This is a genomic window from Pseudomonas sp. Sample_9, from assembly GCF_004307535.1.
GTDB lineage: Bacteria > Pseudomonadota > Gammaproteobacteria > Pseudomonadales > Pseudomonadaceae > Aquipseudomonas > Aquipseudomonas mercuritolerans.
The window spans coordinates 4,512-21,297 of record NZ_RAZO01000492.1 but is presented as its reverse complement, the minus strand read 5'-3'; the positions used below and the strand labels follow the sequence as shown (position 1 = coordinate 21,297).

The 16,786-nt window shown below is 59.4% G+C and carries 18 protein-coding genes; 10 read left to right on the top strand and 8 right to left on the bottom strand.

Features of this window, described 5'->3' with window-relative positions:
- Positions 1–106: 106 nt before the first annotated feature.
- The 3 genes from D6877_RS28080 to D6877_RS28070 all read right to left on the bottom strand — a co-directional run bounded on the left by D6877_RS28080 (position 107) and on the right by D6877_RS28070 (position 3,400).
- Positions 107–1,051, bottom strand: a complete 945-nt coding sequence (locus D6877_RS28080) for an ornithine cyclodeaminase family protein (protein WP_130912790.1) — start codon at positions 1,049–1,051, stop codon at positions 107–109.
- A 117-nt stretch (positions 1,052–1,168) separates the two neighbouring features.
- Positions 1,169–2,647 (bottom strand): ATP-dependent RNA helicase RhlB, encoded by a 1,479-nt coding sequence (gene rhlB / locus D6877_RS28075; protein WP_130912789.1) that lies wholly within the window; start codon positions 2,645–2,647, stop codon positions 1,169–1,171.
- A 96-nt stretch (positions 2,648–2,743) separates the two neighbouring features.
- A complete protein-coding gene (locus D6877_RS28070; RefSeq protein WP_130912788.1) occupies positions 2,744–3,400 on the bottom strand; it encodes an alpha/beta fold hydrolase in 657 nt (218 codons plus the stop codon).
- 468 nt (positions 3,401–3,868) lie between these two features.
- Here D6877_RS28070 and D6877_RS28065 point away from each other — a divergent pair, with 468 nt between their 5' ends.
- The 4 genes from D6877_RS28065 to D6877_RS28050 all read left to right on the top strand — a co-directional run bounded on the left by D6877_RS28065 (position 3,869) and on the right by D6877_RS28050 (position 8,031).
- Entirely contained in the window at positions 3,869–4,900 is a 1,032-nt protein-coding gene (locus D6877_RS28065; RefSeq protein WP_016771583.1) for an amino acid ABC transporter substrate-binding protein, read from the top strand.
- Positions 4,901–4,966: 66 nt separating this feature from the next.
- Positions 4,967–6,148: an amino acid ABC transporter permease gene (locus tag D6877_RS28060; protein ID WP_024011692.1), complete on the top strand. Its 1,182-nt coding sequence runs from the start codon at positions 4,967–4,969 to the stop codon at positions 6,146–6,148.
- Between the two features lie 10 nt (positions 6,149–6,158).
- Positions 6,159–7,253, top strand: a complete 1,095-nt coding sequence (locus D6877_RS28055; protein ID WP_130912787.1) for an amino acid ABC transporter permease — start codon at positions 6,159–6,161, stop codon at positions 7,251–7,253.
- Between the two features lie 13 nt (positions 7,254–7,266).
- On the top strand, positions 7,267–8,031 hold the full coding sequence (locus tag D6877_RS28050; protein WP_130912786.1) for an amino acid ABC transporter ATP-binding protein: 765 nt from the start codon (positions 7,267–7,269) through the stop codon (positions 8,029–8,031).
- Between the two features lie 54 nt (positions 8,032–8,085).
- Here D6877_RS28050 and D6877_RS28045 read toward each other — a convergent pair whose 3' ends face one another.
- Together D6877_RS28045 and D6877_RS28040 are read right to left on the bottom strand one after the other, a co-directional pair.
- Positions 8,086–8,568, bottom strand: coding sequence for a type II toxin-antitoxin system MqsA family antitoxin (locus tag D6877_RS28045; protein ID WP_130912785.1), 483 nt, complete (start codon positions 8,566–8,568; stop codon positions 8,086–8,088).
- The gene (locus D6877_RS28040; protein WP_130912784.1) at positions 8,565–8,876 is read right to left on the bottom strand and encodes a type II toxin-antitoxin system MqsR family toxin; all 312 of its coding nucleotides are present in this window, start codon (positions 8,874–8,876) and stop codon (positions 8,565–8,567) included. Before D6877_RS28040 ends, D6877_RS28045 begins: the two co-directional genes overlap by 4 nt.
- A gap of 166 nt (positions 8,877–9,042) precedes the next feature.
- On the opposite strand from D6877_RS28040, the gene D6877_RS28035 reads away from it, so the two are divergent.
- The 5 genes from D6877_RS28035 to D6877_RS28015 all read left to right on the top strand — a co-directional run bounded on the left by D6877_RS28035 (position 9,043) and on the right by D6877_RS28015 (position 13,019).
- Positions 9,043–9,702: a FadR/GntR family transcriptional regulator gene (locus tag D6877_RS28035; protein ID WP_130912783.1), complete on the top strand. Its 660-nt coding sequence runs from the start codon at positions 9,043–9,045 to the stop codon at positions 9,700–9,702.
- Positions 9,692–10,996, top strand: a complete 1,305-nt coding sequence (locus D6877_RS28030) for a CynX/NimT family MFS transporter (protein WP_130912782.1) — start codon at positions 9,692–9,694, stop codon at positions 10,994–10,996. The genes D6877_RS28035 and D6877_RS28030 overlap by 11 nt, the downstream gene beginning before the upstream one ends.
- A 189-nt stretch (positions 10,997–11,185) precedes the next feature.
- A complete protein-coding gene (locus D6877_RS28025) occupies positions 11,186–11,656 on the top strand; it encodes a nuclear transport factor 2 family protein (protein ID WP_130912781.1) in 471 nt (156 codons plus the stop codon).
- A gap of 40 nt (positions 11,657–11,696) precedes the next feature.
- On the top strand, positions 11,697–11,999 hold the full coding sequence (locus D6877_RS28020) for a GIY-YIG nuclease family protein (protein WP_130912780.1): 303 nt from the start codon (positions 11,697–11,699) through the stop codon (positions 11,997–11,999).
- 84 nt (positions 12,000–12,083) lie between these two features.
- Positions 12,084–13,019 carry a glutathione S-transferase family protein gene (locus D6877_RS28015; RefSeq protein ID WP_110600239.1) on the top strand — a complete coding sequence of 312 codons (936 nt, stop codon included), beginning with the start codon at positions 12,084–12,086 and terminating at the stop codon, positions 13,017–13,019.
- A 118-nt stretch (positions 13,020–13,137) separates the two neighbouring features.
- Here the strand turns inward: D6877_RS28015 and D6877_RS28010 are convergent, their stop codons facing one another.
- Together D6877_RS28010 and yejK are read right to left on the bottom strand one after the other, a co-directional pair.
- Positions 13,138–13,488, bottom strand: a complete 351-nt coding sequence (locus D6877_RS28010; RefSeq protein WP_130912779.1) for a glutaredoxin family protein — start codon at positions 13,486–13,488, stop codon at positions 13,138–13,140.
- Positions 13,488–14,492 carry a nucleoid-associated protein YejK gene (gene yejK / locus D6877_RS28005; protein WP_039759184.1) on the bottom strand — a complete coding sequence of 335 codons (1,005 nt, stop codon included), beginning with the start codon at positions 14,490–14,492 and terminating at the stop codon, positions 13,488–13,490. Before yejK ends, D6877_RS28010 begins: the two co-directional genes overlap by 1 nt.
- Before the next feature lie 486 nt (positions 14,493–14,978).
- Between yejK and D6877_RS28000 the strand changes: the two genes are divergently transcribed.
- Entirely contained in the window at positions 14,979–15,260 is a 282-nt protein-coding gene (locus D6877_RS28000; protein WP_003221909.1) for an HU family DNA-binding protein, read from the top strand.
- Positions 15,261–15,457: 197 nt separating this feature from the next.
- Here the strand turns inward: D6877_RS28000 and rlmF are convergent, their stop codons facing one another.
- Positions 15,458–16,477, bottom strand: a complete 1,020-nt coding sequence (gene rlmF, locus D6877_RS27990; RefSeq protein WP_016771571.1) for a 23S rRNA (adenine(1618)-N(6))-methyltransferase RlmF — start codon at positions 16,475–16,477, stop codon at positions 15,458–15,460.
- Between the last annotated feature and the right edge of the window lie 309 nt (positions 16,478–16,786).

The window sequence follows — 16,786 nt, the reverse complement described above, 5'->3', positions numbered from 1 at the left end:
GAGTGAAACGAGGCTGCGATCTTTTGATCTTGATCTTGATCTTGTCCTTGAAAAACAGGATCAAAAGATCGCAGCCTTCGGCAGCTCCTACAGGAGATGTGTGGTGTCAGTGGTGCAGGTGATAAACCGCATTGGCGAGGGCAATGTCTTCCAGGCCCAAGCCGATTGAACGGAAGAACACGTGACGGTCGTAACCCGGGCGCTGCACTTTTTCGCTGAGCAAGTCGGCGAGATCGCCAACAATCGAATCCTTGTCCCAGCCATGCTGTTCGGCGGCAATCAACATCTCACCCGCGGATTCGGGCGTGGTCAGACGATAGTCGCAGAACACCTGCATGTCGTTTAGGCTTTGCGGCGGTACTTCATGGGCGCGGGGGGCGTTGGTGCTGATCGAGGTGATCAGCGCCGGTTTGTGCAGTTGCGCCGGATCGATCACCGGCCCGGCAGACGAGGTGCAGAGCATGATCACATCCGCATCGGTAACGGCGGTCTCGCGGCTGTCGGCAATCTTCAGTGACGGCGCGATGGCCTTCAATACGGCCTGTGTTTCGGCGTCTTCCGTGAGCGACGGCGAATACAGACTGATGCTTTGCCAGTCGCGCAACGCTTTCACGTAGTGCAGATGCGCCTGAGCGACCTTGCCGCTGCCGATGATTGCCAGTCGCTGGGCATTCAGCGGCGCGAGAGCGTCAACCGCGACTGCCGTGGCCGCGGCGGTGCGCGCGGTGGTCAGCTCGCCCGCATCGCAAAGCAGCAGTGGCTGGCCGGTTTTCATCGACATCAACAAGGTCCACGCCGTCACCAGCGCACCCTGCTCGCGAACTATGTACGGCGAAGTCTTCACTCCGTACACGCCGTCTTCGGCCAGCACGCCCAGATAATTGATGAAGTCGCCGGCGCCCTTGGGGAATTCCACCAATTGCTGCGCAGGTTGCACGGCATTGCCTGCTGCGAGGTCGCGGAACAGCTTGCGCAGGATCTGCGGCACATCAATACGCGCCAGCAGCTCACGGGCCTTGGCTTGGTCGATCACATAGGGCGAACTGGACATTCTGCGCTCCAAAACTAAACTTATTTTTCCATTATGGACTTTTAGTTTCTTTGGGCAACCGTCGGGCATAAAAAAAGCGCAGTCCGTTTCCGGCTGCGCTTTTTCATATCGTGACGCTTACTGCGGGCGTTTGCGCTCAACCGCGCGCAGCAGATGCGTTGGCGGCGTTTCACAGCTGATCTTGCGACCGAGCTTTTCTTCGATGGACGGCAACTGATAGGAGTCGTCTTCACCGGCGAAGCTGATCGACACGCCGTCAGCGCCCGCACGACCGGTACGGCCGATGCGGTGCACGTAGTCGTCCGGGACTTCCGGCAGGGTGAAGTTGATCACGTGGCTGATGCCGTCGATGTGAATGCCGCGGCCGGCGACATCGGTGGCCACCAGCACGCGAATCTTGCCTTCGCGGAAGCCTTCCAGAGTCTTGATGCGCTTGTGCTGCGGCACGTCGCCGGACAGCTGCGCGGCGTTGATGCCATCACGCACCAGGCGCTCTTCGATACGGCGTACTTCGTCCTTGCGGTTGGCAAACACGATGACCCGCTCCCAACCGTTGTCGTTGACCAGGTTATAGAGCAGTTTGTATTTGTCGGCAGCGGCCACGGCGTAGATGTGCTGCTCGACGTTCTCGTTGGCGACGTTGGTGATTTCGATTTCGACGATGGCCGGGTCGGTGGTCCATTGCTTGGCCAGATTCATCACGTCTTCGGTGAAGGTTGCGGAGAACAGCAAAGTCTGGCGTTCGGACTTCGGCGGGGTCTGGCGAATGATCTGCCGTACCTGTGGGATGAAACCCATGTCGAGCATGCGGTCGGCTTCGTCCAGCACCATCACTTCGACCATATCCAGATGCACGTCGCCGCGCTGGTTGAAGTCGAGCAGGCGGCCCGGCGTGGCGACGAGGATGTCGCAATGCCGTGCTTCGAGGTGCTTGAGCTGTTTGTCGAAATCCATACCGCCGACGAACGTCATCACGTTGAGGCCGGTGTACTTGGTCAGGTCAGCGGCGTCCTTGGCAATCTGCACCACCAGCTCGCGGGTTGGCGCGATGATCAGTGCGCGCGGCTCGCCCATGTAGCGCTCTTTCGGCGGCGGCGTCTGCAGCAGTTGGGTGATGATCGAGATCAGGAACGCGGCGGTCTTGCCGGTGCCGGTCTGCGCGCGACCGATGGCGTCTTTGCCGGCGAGGGTGAAACCCAGCACCTGCGCCTGGATCGGCGTGCAGTACGGGAAGCCCAGGTCCTGAATGGCGTGCATCAGTTCCGGAGCAAGCTTGAAATCATGGAAGCGGGTTTTGCCTTCCTGTGGCTCGACGACGAAATCTTCGAGTTTCCAGGGAATTACCGGAGCCTTGGGCTTTGGTTCGCGACGTGGCCTGGCCGGTTTCGGCGCTTCGTCTTGGGTGGGGTCGGCGGCGATGGGAGCGGCCGGTTCCGGTTTTGGCGGCTGTTTCGGTGTCGCTACGGGAGCGGGGCGGTCGGCCTGCGGGGCATCGGTGCGATGACCGGGGGCGTGCGACGGCGCACTGGGAACTGGCGCGAGCTGCTCAGCCTCGCTTTTACCGAACATCTTCTTGAGTGCTTTGAGCACGGTCATCTCATCAGTTGGTTAAGGAATGTACGCCGGCCAGTGTAATGCAAGAATCGGGCGCGGCGTAGTAGGAGGGATCAATGGGCGGACATTGCTCGCAAATCAGCGCAGGCGTTCGCTCAACCAGACGCCGATGTCGCGAATTTCTTCAGGTAACACTTCGTGCTCCATTGGGTATTCCTGCCATGTCACGGTGACACCATGCTTCACCAAATGCTCATAGGCAGTACGCCCCATCGAGTTCTGCACCACGCCATCGAACTGCCCGTGCAGACACAGCACCGGAATACGCTGCTGACTGGCGGATAACTCCAGTTCGTCGCTGAATGTCGGTGCGTACGTCGACAACGCCAGCACCCCGCCCAGCGGTCCCTGCCATTTAAGGAACGCGGTATGCAATACCACCGCGCCGCCTTGCGAAAACCCGGCAAGGAAAATCCGCGAGGCGTCTATTCCGCTGGCGCGCTGGTTTTCGATCAGCTCGATGATGCGCTCTGCCGAAGCTTCCAGTTCGTCGCGATCGATCGCCCGGGCCGGGCTCATGGCCTTGATGTCATACCAGCTGGGCATGGCATATCCGCCATTTATCGTCACTGGACGGGTCGGTGCCTGCGGCAGCACAAAGCGCGTGCTCAACAGACTTTCCTGCAACGCCTCGGCCACCGGCAGGAAGTCGTAGCGGTCGGCGCCGAGGCCGTGCAGCCAGATCACGCAGGCGTCTGCGGGCTTAACAGGCTGAAGAATCAAGGGCTCGGTCATGTCTGCTCCAAAAATGTGCGGGCGCTCTCATTGAGTGCGTGATGGAAGTGCGCGCCCGGTTGATCCGTTAACAAGATGTCGCAAGGTTACAAGTTTAGCTATTGACGTGTCGCGCAATGACTTCGGCAAGCGGTGTGGTACGGCGTTTGCTATGGAGGTTTCCGTACGAAGCGTCCTACGCGTGGCGGTAACACTATCAGTCTACGTCGCGCGATGGGACAGCAACGAATCCGGTGATGGATGTTCGCCAATGGCCGCTACGGGCTTAGCGAATGTGAAAGGGCTACAGCCCGTTCGGCCGATTGGTGAGAAGTGAGTGATCCATGATGTGGATTTTCTCCTACTAGACTCATAGCGAAGGTCTTACGTCGGTTGACCCCAAAAAAAGCCAACACGGGTCAACAACGCCTCAAAAGGGTGCGACAGGGCTCAAGCTCCGACACAACAAGAGCAAAACTGGAGGTTTGAATGAAGATGTTGAAATCCACTCTGGCGGTCGTGACTGCTGCAGCAGTACTCGGAGTCAGCGGGTTCGCTCAGGCGGGTGCAACCCTGGATGCGGTACAGAAAAAAGGTTTCGTGCAGTGTGGCGTGAGCGACGGTCTGCCGGGCTTCTCGGTACCGGATGCGACCGGCAAGATCCTCGGCATCGATGCCGACGTCTGCCGCGCTGTGGCCGCAGCCGTTTTCGGCGACGCCAACAAGGTCAAGTTCAGCCAGTTGAACGCCAAGGAGCGCTTCACCGCGCTGCAGTCCGGCGAGATCGACATCCTGTCGCGCAACACCACCATGACCAGTTCCCGTGACGCGGGCATGGGCCTGAAATTCCCGGGCTTCATCACCTACTACGACGGCATCGGCTTCCTGGTGAACAACAAGCTGGGCGTGAAAAGTGCCAAAGAGCTCGACGGCGCGACCATCTGCATCCAGGCCGGTACCACCACCGAACTGAACGTTTCCGACTACTTCCGTGGCAACGGTCTGAAATACACCCCGATCACCTTCGACACCTCCGATGAAAGCGCCAAGTCGCTGGAATCCGGTCGTTGCGACGTGCTGACCTCCGACAAGTCCCAGCTGTTCGCCCAGCGCAGCAAGCTGGCTTCGCCGAAGGACTACGTAGTTCTGCCGGAAACCATTTCCAAGGAACCACTGGGCCCGGTCGTGCGTAACGGCGACGACGAGTGGCTGGCGATCGTGCGTTGGGTCGGCTACGCGCTGCTCAATGCCGAAGAGGCCGGCATCACTTCGAAGAACGTCGAAGCTGAAGCCAAGTCCACCAAGAACCCGGACGTGGCCCGTATGCTCGGTGCAGACGGCGAGTACGGCAAAGACCTGAAACTGCCGAAAGACTGGGTTGTGCAGATCGTCAAGCAAGTCGGCAACTACGGCGAAATCTTCGAGAAAAACCTCGGCAAGAGCACTCCGCTGGAAATCGACCGTGGCCTGAACGCCCTGTGGAACAACGGCGGCATTCAGTACGCACCACCAGTGCGCTAATGGTTCTATCGCCCGGCGGGCCAACCGCCGGGTGATGTTCTTGTTCCATTTCTTCCGGGGCACTTCATGCAAAATTCAATCGGCGCACCAAAGCAGAGGCTCAGCCTCAGCGATCCACGAGTGCGTGCGTGGCTATTCCAGATCATCACTGTTGTGGCGGTGGTCTCGCTTGGCTGGTACCTGTTCGACAATACGCAAACCAACCTTCAGCACCGGGGCATCACCTCCGGTTTCAGCTTTCTGGAGCGCAGTGCCGGGTTCGGCATCGCTCAAACCCTGATCGACTACACCGAAGCGGACAGCTACGCGCGGGTGTTTGTCATCGGCCTGCTCAACACCTTGTTGGTGACCTTTATCGGCGTGATCCTGGCGACGATTCTCGGTTTCATCGTTGGTGTAGCGCGGCTGTCACAGAACTGGATCATCGCCAAACTGGCGACGGTGTATGTGGAAGTGTTCCGCAACATTCCGCCGCTGCTGCAGATCCTGTTCTGGTACTTCGCGGTGTTCCTGACCATGCCGGGGCCGCGCAACAGCCACAACTTCGGCGACACCTTCTTCGTCAGCAGCCGTGGCCTGAACATGCCGGCCGCACTCGCAGCCGACGGCTTCTGGGCATTCGTGGTGAGCATTGTGCTGGCCATCGTCGGCATCGTCCTGATGTGCCGCTGGGCCAACAAGCGCTTCGAAGAAACCGGCGTACCGTTCCACAAGTTCTGGACTGGCCTGGCGATTGCGCTGGTGATCCCGACCCTGTGCGCGTTGATCTTCGGCGCTCCGCTGCACTGGGAAATGCCTGAGCTCAAGGGCTTCAACTTTGTCGGCGGCTGGGTGTTGATCCCGGAACTGCTGGCGTTGACCCTCGCACTCACCGTGTACACCGCAGCGTTCATCGCCGAAATCGTGCGTTCCGGGATCAAGTCGGTCAGCCACGGCCAGACCGAAGCGGCGCGTTCGCTCGGCCTGCGCAACGGTCCGACCCTGCGCAAAGTGATCATTCCGCAAGCCCTGCGCGTGATCATTCCGCCGCTGACCAGCCAATACCTGAACCTTGCGAAGAACTCCTCGCTGGCCGCCGGTATCGGTTACCCGGAAATGGTTTCGCTGTTCGCCGGCACCGTGCTCAACCAGACCGGGCAGGCCATCGAAGTGATTGCCATCACCATGAGCGTGTACCTGGCGATCAGTATCAGCATTTCCCTGCTGATGAACTGGTACAACAAGCGCATTGCGCTGATCGAGCGGTAAGGAAAAGCGCATGAGTACTCATACTTTCAAACCCGACATGCCTCCACCGAACAGCAGTATCGGCGTGGTGGCGTGGATGCGCGCAAACATGTTCTCAAGCTGGCTCAACACCCTGCTGACGCTGTTTGCGTTCTACCTGATCTACCTGGTTGTGCCACCGATCCTCAGCTGGGCGATCGTCGACGCCAACTGGGTCGGCACCACCCGCGCCGACTGCACCAAGGAAGGCGCCTGCTGGGTGTTCATTCAGCAGCGTTTCGGCCAGTTCATGTACGGTTACTACCCGACCGAACTGCGCTGGCGCGTCGACCTGACCGTGTGGCTGGCGGTCATTGGCGCAGCACCGCTGTTCATCTCGCGCATGCCGCGTAAAGCGGTCTATGGCCTGAGTTTCCTGGTGCTGTACCCGATCATCGCTTTCACTCTGCTGCATGGCGGTTTCGGAATGACCACCGTGCCGACCAGCCAGTGGGGCGGCCTGATGCTGACCCTGGTGATTGCCACCGTCGGCATCGCCGGAGCATTGCCGCTGGGCATTGTGCTGGCGCTGGGACGGCGTTCGAACATGCCGGCGATTCGGGTGGTCTGCGTGACCTTCATCGAATTCTGGCGCGGCGTGCCGTTGATCACGGTGTTGTTCATGTCCTCGGTGATGCTGCCGCTGTTCCTGCCCGAAGGCATGAACTTCGACAAGCTGCTGCGGGCGCTGATCGGCGTGATCCTGTTCCAGTCGGCCTACGTCGCCGAAGTGGTGCGCGGTGGGCTGCAAGCGATTCCCAAAGGGCAGTACGAAGCGGCTGCAGCGATGGGCCTCGGTTACTGGCGTTCGATGGGTCTGGTGATTCTGCCGCAAGCCCTGAAGCTGGTGATCCCGGGCATCGTCAACACGTTCATTGCGCTGTTCAAGGACACCAGCCTGGTGATCATCATCGGTCTGTTTGACCTGCTCAACAGCGTCAAGCAAGCCGCCGCCGACCCGAAATGGCTGGGCATGGCCACCGAAGGCTACGTGTTCGCCGCACTCGTGTTCTGGATTTTCTGTTTTGGTATGTCGCGCTATTCCATGCATCTGGAACGCAAGCTCGACACTGGCCACAAGCGTTAGGAGTTCTCTGTAAATGAGCGAAGCAATCAAAAAGCCTGTGGGTTCGGAAGGCATCATCCAGATGCAGGGCGTGAACAAGTGGTACGGCCAGTTTCACGTACTCAAGGACATCAACCTCAACGTCAAACAGGGCGAGCGCATCGTGTTGTGCGGCCCATCGGGTTCCGGTAAATCGACCACGATCCGTTGCTTGAATCGTCTGGAAGAACACCAGCAGGGCCGCATCGTCGTCGATGGCGTGGAACTGACCAACGACCTCAAGCAGATCGAAGCGATCCGTCGCGAAGTCGGCATGGTGTTCCAGCACTTCAACCTGTTCCCGCACCTGACCATTCTGCAGAACTGCACACTGGCGCCGATGTGGGTGCGCAAGATGCCCAAGCGCAAGGCCGAAGAAATCGCCATGCATTATCTGGAACGCGTACGCATTCCGGAGCAGGCGCACAAGTATCCGGGTCAGCTGTCCGGTGGTCAGCAGCAGCGTGTGGCGATCGCCCGCGCCCTGTGCATGAAGCCGAAAATCATGCTGTTCGACGAACCGACTTCGGCACTCGATCCGGAGATGGTGAAGGAAGTGCTCGACACCATGATCGGTCTGGCCGAAGACGGCATGACCATGCTCTGCGTGACCCACGAAATGGGCTTTGCCCGCACCGTGGCCAACCGCGTGATCTTCATGGACAAGGGCGAAATCGTTGAGCAGGCCGCGCCGAATGACTTCTTCGACAATCCGCAGAATGATCGGACCAAGTTGTTCTTGAGTCAGATTTTGCATTGATGGTAGATGAGTAAAAAGCAACCCGGCCATGTGCCGGGTTTGTTTTTCTGGGGGTCAGGAGACGGAAAGGGATTCGTGTTCTTTGTGAACAATGTGCTCGAAACCTCTCAAATCTGCACCTTCGCCGAAAGTCTTCACATCGGTTAGCAAGTGCGGGTAGCGCTCCAATAAGCGCATTAACAGTATCAGCGGCTTGGGCGGCAATACCTCGCCCCGCTCATAGCGAGAGAATGCGTTATGCCCCCCTCCAGACAGCAGTTGCACCGTCTCTTTTTGCGTCAGGTGCAATTTGCGACGAATCTTTTTCATCTCGTTGCCAATCATTTTTCTGCTGGCGATAACGAGCTCATCGCATGCGTCCGAGTAGCGCTGCCCGCACACTTCATCGAGTTCGATTTCTCCGCACTTCTGGCACTCCCAACCCGAAAGATGGTCAACGCGGCGCTCCATGCCTTTGACGCTCAACGTTTCGCCTCGACCTTCGAAATGCACCATGCCTTCAGAGGCGCCGCAACTGAGACACTGTTGCGTATTCATGAATTGTTCTCCTTGAAGGAGATCACCGGCGGGCGTCTGTCGTAGTGATAGGACACGTTTATGTAAATCTCCAGACCATGTGAATTGATGTGATAGACGTCCTGCCAGATACGGTGGTTGTCATAGGTCGTCATCGACTTGTAGAGCATGTTGCGCTGCAGCATGAAGACGACTTCCTGCATGTCTGCAAGTGTCAGCTCCATATCGGAACCGGTTCTCCTCGCTGAGTGTGTGAATGCCCTCCAGCCTAATCTCCTGACATCCGCCTTGATCACCGCCAAGTCGTAATGGGGTGTGTTCTTTTCCATAAGAAGCCAAAACCCTGTCCCTGAAATTACCCTTAAAGGGTAATTTTGACCAATCGAAAATGCCGCTCCATGTGTCTCCGATTGACCCTAGGTGGTTGCCGTCCTACATGGGTCTGACTAACATGTCGGAAAATTCATCCTATGATTGGATGAAAAGGTGAGGTTCATGTCCGACATTTCCCCTTTGATCAAGCGGTCCCTGGTCGATCAGGCTTTGGATCAACTGCGTCAGCGCATCAACAGCGGTGCGTGGCAGATCGGCGAGCGGCTGCCGACCGAGCCTGAGCTGTGCGCCGAGCTGGGCATCAGCCGCAACACGGTGCGTGAGGCGATGCGTGTTCTGGCGTTCTCGGGATTGATCGAAATTCGCCAAGGCGACGGCAGTTATCTTCGTGCGCTGGTCGACCCGCTCGACACACTTAAAGCGTTGTCCCGCTGTTCGCTGGAGCAGGCCCGGGAGACCCGGCACATCCTTGAAGTCGAGGCCATCGGCCTGGCGGCGTTGCGTCGTACCGATGAGGATCTGGCGGCGCTGCGTGAAGCGCTCGGCACCAGCGGCAGCCATTATCACGGCGATCTCGACACTTATATCGCCTGCGATCTGGTGTTCCATCGCCGCCTGGTCGACGCCGCGCACAACCCGACCCTCAGCGAGCTGTATCGCTATTTCTCCAGCATCGTCGGCGCGCAATTGCGCCAGACCCTGAATATCTCCCCGCGCCGTCAGGAAGTGTTCGATCTGCACATCGACTTGCTCGATGCGGTCGAGCAACGCGACCCGGAACGGGCCAAAGCCTTGTCGAGGCAGTTGATCAATGAACCTTGAAACCGAGAAATCCATGTCCCGCAGTGAGTTATCCACAGCGTCGAAACGCTCCCCAGAACTTGAAGAGCTGCTGATCGATGCCGAGGCTGATGACGAGCAGGTGCAGCAAAGCCATCCGTTGGTAAAACGTCCATGGTTGCTGCTGCTCGGGCTGATTCTGGTAGCGCTGAACCTGCGCCCGGCGTTGTCGAGCATGGCGCCCTTGCTCAGCGAGGTCTCCAGGAGTCTCGGATTATCTGCGGCGCAGGCGGGATTGCTGACCACGTTGCCGGTGCTTTGTCTGGGTTTGTTTGCGCCGCTGGCGCCGATTCTGGCGCGGCGTTTCGGTGCTGAGCGCGTGGTGCTGGGGATTTTGCTGACGCTGGCCGGCGGCATCATCCTGCGCAGCAATTTCGGCGAGATCGGCCTGTTCGCCGGCAGCGTCCTTGGCGGCGCCAGCATTGGCATCGTCGGCGTGCTGCTGCCGGGCATCGTCAAACGCGACTTCGCCAAGCACGCCGGGACCATGACCGGCGTCTACACCATGGCGCTGTGCCTGGGCGCAGCGATGGCGGCGGGTTCGACCGTGCCGCTGAGTGAACACTTCGACAACAGCTGGGCGATGGGCCTGGGCTTCTGGGTGATTCCCGCATTGGTGGCGGCGGTTTTCTGGCTGCCACAAGTCGGCTCCAAACATGGCGCACACAACGTCGCCTATCGCGTGCGCGGGTTGCTGCGTGATCCGCTGGCCTGGCAGGTGACCTTGTACATGGGCCTGCAATCGTCGCTGGCCTACATCGTGTTTGGCTGGTTGCCGTCGATCCTCATCGGTCGCGGGCTGACACCGACTCAGGCCGGATTGGTGCTGTCCGGTTCGGTGATCATTCAACTGGCCAGTTCGCTGGCCGCGCCGTGGCTGGCGACCCGTGGCAAGGATCAGCGTCTGGCGATCGTGGTGGTCATGGCGCTGACCCTGGCCGGCCTGTTCGGCTGCCTGTACGCACCGATCGAAGGTCTGTGGGGCTGGGCGATTCTGCTCGGACTGGGGCAGGGCGGCACGTTTAGTCTGGCGTTGACCCTGATCGTGCTGCGTTCGCGCGATTCCCACGTCGCGGCGAACCTGTCGAGCATGTCTCAGGGCTTTGGCTACACGTTGGCGTCGATGGGGCCATTCGCCGTGGGCGTGGTGCATGACTGGACCGGCGGCTGGAATGCGCTGGGCTGGATTTTCGGCATTATCGGCGCCGGTGCGATCATTGCCGGGCTGGGCGCAGGGCGTGCGTTGTATGTGCAGGTGCAAAGCGAAAAGCTCTGAATGCACTGGTTGCAAATGTGGGAGCGAGCCTGCTCGCGAAAGCGGTGTTCGGTCAACAAAGGTGTTGAATGTTGAATTGCCTTCGCGAGCAGGCTCGCTCCCACAAGGGTTTTGCGTATTGCCGATAGTGTTTCTGCGCGCGGCAGATTATGGTGCTGGCAATCTGTATATCTTTCTTTGGAGATTGCCTTGAGCGAAGCCCACAGCGCCCTGATCACTCGCTTCTACCAGGCCTTCCAGCGCCTCGATGCCGAAGCCATGGCCGCCTGCTATACCGATGACGTGGTCTTCAGCGATCCGGCCTTCGGTGAGTTGCGCGGTCGCGATGCCGGCGACATGTGGCGCATGCTGACTACCCGCGCCAAGGATTTTTCCCTGACCTTCGACAACGTCCGCGCCGACGAGCGCACCGGCGGCACGCATTGGGTGGCGACTTACCTGTTCAGCCAGACCGGCAATGTCGTGGTCAATGATATCCAGGCGCGCTTCGTCTTCCGGGACGGCAAGATCTGCGAGCACCACGATCACTTCGATATGTGGCGCTGGTCGCGGCAAGCGCTGGGTTTCAAAGGTCTGCTGCTGGGCTGGACACCGCTGGTGCGCAACGCCGTACGTGCCCAGGCGCGCAAGGGACTGAAGGCATTTCAGGCCGGGCGCTGATAAGATCGCCGCCTGTTTTCCTACACGTTCAGATCCCGAAGTGACCAGTCTTAGCGAACAATCCGTCGACGCTGCCGAACCAGCGAGCAAATCCTGGTTCGTCTACCTCGTGCGTGCCGCCAATGGCTCCTTGTACTGCGGGATCAGCGACGACCCGGTGCGTCGTTTTGCCAAGCACCAGAGCGGCAAGGGCGCGCGGTTCTTTCTTTCCAGCCCGGCGATGGCGCTGGTCTACACCGAACTGTGCCGCGACAAAAGCGATGCTCTGCGCCAGGAACGGCTGATCAAGAAGCTGCGCAAAAGCGCCAAGGAATGCCTCGTCGCGTCTTATCAATCTGACTGATTGGTTCCCATCAGGCAGATCTGTAGGCTGCTAATCCAATGCACGCTAAGCTGCGGGCTCACTATCTGAGCGGCGGAGCCGAGCATGTCTGAGTTGATTCTGCACCATTACCCGACCTCTCCATTCGCCGAGAAGGCCCGCCTGCTGCTGGGTTTCAAAGGCCTGTCCTGGCGTTCGGTGCATATTTCCCCGGTGATGCCAAAGCCGGATCTGACCGCGTTGACCGGTGGCTACCGCAAGACTCCAGTGTTGCAGATCGGTGCTGACATCTATTGCGACACCGCACTGATCGCTCGACGCCTGGAACAGGAAAAAGCCCTGCCGGCGTTCTTCCCCGAGGGCCAGGAAATGACCAGCGCCAGTTTTGCCGCGTGGGCCGATTCGGTGGTGTTCCAGCACGCCGTGAGCCTAGTGTTCCAGCCGGAATCGGTGGCGGTGCGTTTCGGCAAATTGCCGCCGGAAGCGATCAAGGCCTTCCTGGCCGACCGCGCCGGTTTGTTCAGCGGTGGCAGCGCCACGCGTCTGTCCGCCGAGCAGGCCAAGCATCAGTGGCCGACGATCATGGCGCGGCTGGAGCAACAGTTGCAGCGCGAACAGGGTGACTTCCTCTTTGGCGAACCGTCGATTGCCGACTTCGCGTTGGCGCATCCGCTGTGGTTCCTCAAGGCGACCCACGTCACGGCGCCGCTGGTGGATGAATATCCGGCGGTCGCGGCGTGGCTGGGTCGGGTGCTGGGGTTCGGCCATGGCGCAGCGAGCGAGATGTCTTCCGCCGAGGCATTGGAGGTCGCGCATAACGCGACGCCAGCGGCATTGCCGGATGAGCGGTTCGTCGATCCGAACGGCTTCAAGGCCGGCCAGCAAGTGGCAATTGCCGCTATCGATTACGGCGTTGATCCGGTGGTGGGCGAGCTGCTGTTTGCTGGCAGTGAAGAGCTGATCATTCGCCGTGAAGACGAACGTGGCGGCGTGGTGCATGTGCACTTTCCGCGTTTTGGGTTCCGTATCGAAGCGCGCTGATTTATCCAGTCAGCTGCAAAACCTGTGGGAGCGAGCCTGCTCGCGAAGACGATGGATCATTCAACATTATCGTTGGCTGATGCAGCGCTTTCGCGAGCAGGCTCGCTCCCACAGTGGACTATTTCAGGGCAGCGAGGATTTCGTCTGGATCAAATCCGCGAATCAACGTGCCGTTCACATCGATCAGCGGAATCCCGCGCCCACCCAGTGCCTCATACGCCTGGCGCGCATCGGCATCCTTCTCGATGTCGACCTCCTTGAACGGTATGCCCTTGCTGTCGAGAAAGCGTTTGGTCTGTTTGCAGTAGCCGCACCAGTCGGTGGCATAGAGCACGACGTTGGCTTGCGCCCGGGTCTGCGGCGAGACCATTTGCGCGGGATTGAACACCCGCTCGATCTTGCCCCAGTTCTGATAGACCACGACCACCAGCAATACCAGGGCGACTTTTTTCAGCACATTGCCGAGCATCAGTTACGCCGCTTCAACTGATCGGTCAGCGAAGTCGGCAGGCCTTTGATGATCAGGGTGCCGTTCTCTTCGTCGTACTCGATCTTCGAACCCAGCAGGTGCGCTTCGAAGCTGATCGACAGGCCTTCGGCGCGGCCGGTAAAGCGGCGGAATTGGTTGAGGGTACGTTTGTCCGCCGGGATCTCCGGCGACAGGCCATAGTCCTTGTTGCGGATGTGGTCGTAGAAGGCCTTCGGGCGTTCTTCGTCGATCAGCTCTGACAGTTCCTCAAGACCCATCGGTTCGCCGAGCTTGGCCTGGCTGCTGGCGTAGTCGACCAGCGTTTTGGTTTTCTCGCGGGCCGAGTCTTCCGGCAGGTCTTCGCTCTCGACAAAGTCGCTGAAGGCCTTGAGCAGTGTGCGCGTCTCGCCGGGGCCGTCGACGCCTTCCTGGCAGCCGATGAAGTCGCGGAAGTACTCCGAGACCTTCTTGCCATTCTTGCCCTTGATGAACGAGATGTACTGCTTGGACTGCTTGTTGTTCTGCCACTCGGAAACGTTGATCCGCGCTGCCAGATGCAATTGGCCGAGGTCGAGATGGCGCGAAGGCGTCACGTCGAGCTCGTCGGTTACCGCCACGCCTTCGCTGTGGTGCAGCAGGGCGATTGCCAGGTAGTCGGTCATGCCTTGCTGATAGTGGGCAAACAGCACATGGCCACCCACCGACAGGTTGGATTCCTCCATCAGCTTCTGCAGATGCTCGACCGCCACTTTACTGAACGCGGTGAAGTCACGGCCGCCTTCCATGTACTCCTTCAGCCAGCCGCTGAAGGGGAACGCGCCGGATTCCGGATGGAACAGGCCCCAGGCTTTGCCCTGTTTGGCGTTGTAGCTTTCGTTGAGGTCGGCGAGCATGTTTTCGATGGCTGCGGACTCGGCCAGTTCGGAGTCACGGGCATGCAGAACTGCGGGCGTGCCGTCGGGTTTTTTGTCGATCAGGTGGACGATGCAATGACGGATCGGCATGGGCTTCTCGGCTGTTGGAAGGGAGGAGGGCAGGCTCCCCCGAAAAAGCGCTCAGTGTACCCGAATCTCTATCTGAGGCTCTGTGCAGGAGCTACCGAAGCTTGCGATCTTTTGATCTTGTTTTTGAAAAAAACAAAGTCAAAAGATCGCAGCCTTCGGCAGCTCCTACAGGGGGTTGAAGGCTGAAACCGGGGCAAGGGGCCGGCCTTATGCGGTTTTTTACCGATTTAGCGCAATAAAGCTGACCAAATGGGTAGCTAGAGGCGGATATTTCCTTGTCGCTGTGCTAGTTTTGCCCGGTCTTACGCGAAGTCACTGCGTTAAGCGTGCATTCAGCATTTGTCAGGTCGAACCAAACCCTGATTTCGGCATCTATAACCCGACTCGTCGTGGTTATCGCCGAGGGTGCCAGATCCAGAAGATCGGGCTCGATGGCTGACACTGCACTCTGCAATCCATATGAATTTGATAGGGAAGGAACACTACATGGCTCTTACTAAAGACCAACTGATCGCCGACATCGCTGAAGCTATCGACGCGCCGAAAACCACCGCGCGTAACGCTCTGGACCAACTGGGCCAAATCGTTGCCGATCAGCTGGAAAACGGCGGCGAAATCACCTTGCCAGGTATCGGCAAGCTGAAAGTGACCGAGCGTCCTGCCCGCACCGGCCGTAACCCTTCGACTGGCGCTGCCATCGAAATCCCTGCCAAGAAAGTGATCAAGCTGGTTGTGGCCAAAGGCCTGACCGACGCTGTGAACAAGTAAGACGCAGCGATAAAAAAAAACCGTGCTTCGGAGTGATCCGGGGCACGGTTTTTTTGTGTCTGTGATTTGGCGACTGAACCGCAGGGCCAATGTGGGAGCGAGCCTGCTCGCGAAGGCGGCGTGTCAGTCAGCTTCAATATCGACTGACCCACCGCCTTCGCGAGCAGGCTCGCTCCCACAAGGTAATCCGCTGTGTCTTAGCGCACCCAGCGCTCACGCCGCCAGATCTGCTGCTCGGACTTGGTCTGGAAGGTCCAGGCGACAAAGCGGCTCTGCTTCTGCCCCTGCGACATCTCCACGACCTGGCTTTCCAGTACGCCGGCCTTCTTCAGTGCCGTCTCGATGGCCGGCAGGTTCGAGGCCTTCGACACCAGGGTGCTGAACCACAACACCTTGTGCTGAAAGTTCGCGCTCTCGGCAATCAACTGCGTCACGAAGCGCGCTTCACCGCCTTCACACCACAGCTCCGCCGATTGCCCGCCGAAGTTCAGCACCGGCAGCTTGCGTTTCGGGTCGGCCTTGCCCAAGGCGCGCCACTTGCGCTCGCTGCCCTTGGTCGCTTCTTCCATCGAAGCGTGGAACGGCGGGTTGCACATGGTCAGGTCGAAACGCTCGCCCGGCTCCAGCAAGCCGATGAGGATGTGCTTGCGGTTTTCCTGCTGGCGCAGCTGGATCACTTTGCTCAGATCATTGGATTGCACGATGGCTCGCGCCGCCGCCACGGCTGTCGGGTCGATCTCCGAGCCGAGGAAGTGCCAGCGATATTCGCTGTTGCCGATCAGCGGATAAACGCAGTTGGCGCCCATACCGATGTCCAGCACATTGACGATCGCGCCGCGCGGCACCTTGCCGTCGTTCATGCTCGCCAGCAGGTCGGCGAGAAAGTGCACATAGTCGGCACGCCCCGGAACCGGAGGGCACAGATAGTCCGCCGGGATATCCCAATGTTGAATACCGTAGAACGCCTTGAGCAGCGCCCGATTGAACACACGAACCGCGTCGGGGCTGGCGAAGTCGATGCTTTCCTTGCCGTACGGGTTGGTGATCACGTACTTGGCCAGTTCCGGCGTGGTCTTGATCAGTGCCGGAAAGTCGTAACGACCCTGATGGCGATTGCGCGGATGCAGGCTGGCCTTCTCGCGCGGCTCGACGGCTTTGCTCGGGGACGCGGCGTCAGGCTTCTTGCGCGCAGGTTTGGGTGTGCGGGGGGCGGTCATGGGCGTGGTCGATTCGGGTATGGCTGAAAGTGGCGGGTATTGTCCCACATCTGAAGGCAACACCGTTCAAACTGTGGGAGCGAGCCTGCTCGCGAAGGCGGTTGCACATCCGGCAGATTTGTCGGCTGACTCAGCGCTTTCGCGAGCAGGCTCGCTCCCACAGGGGGCTCGAGGTTTTGCAGGAATAAAAAAGGGAGGCCACATGGGCCTCCCTTTTCAGTGCGATTTGCCGTTACAGACTGGCAATTCGCGCATGCTGCTCGGCCAGTTTGCCCAGGGCCTGTTCGGCCTCGGCCAGTTTGGCGCGTT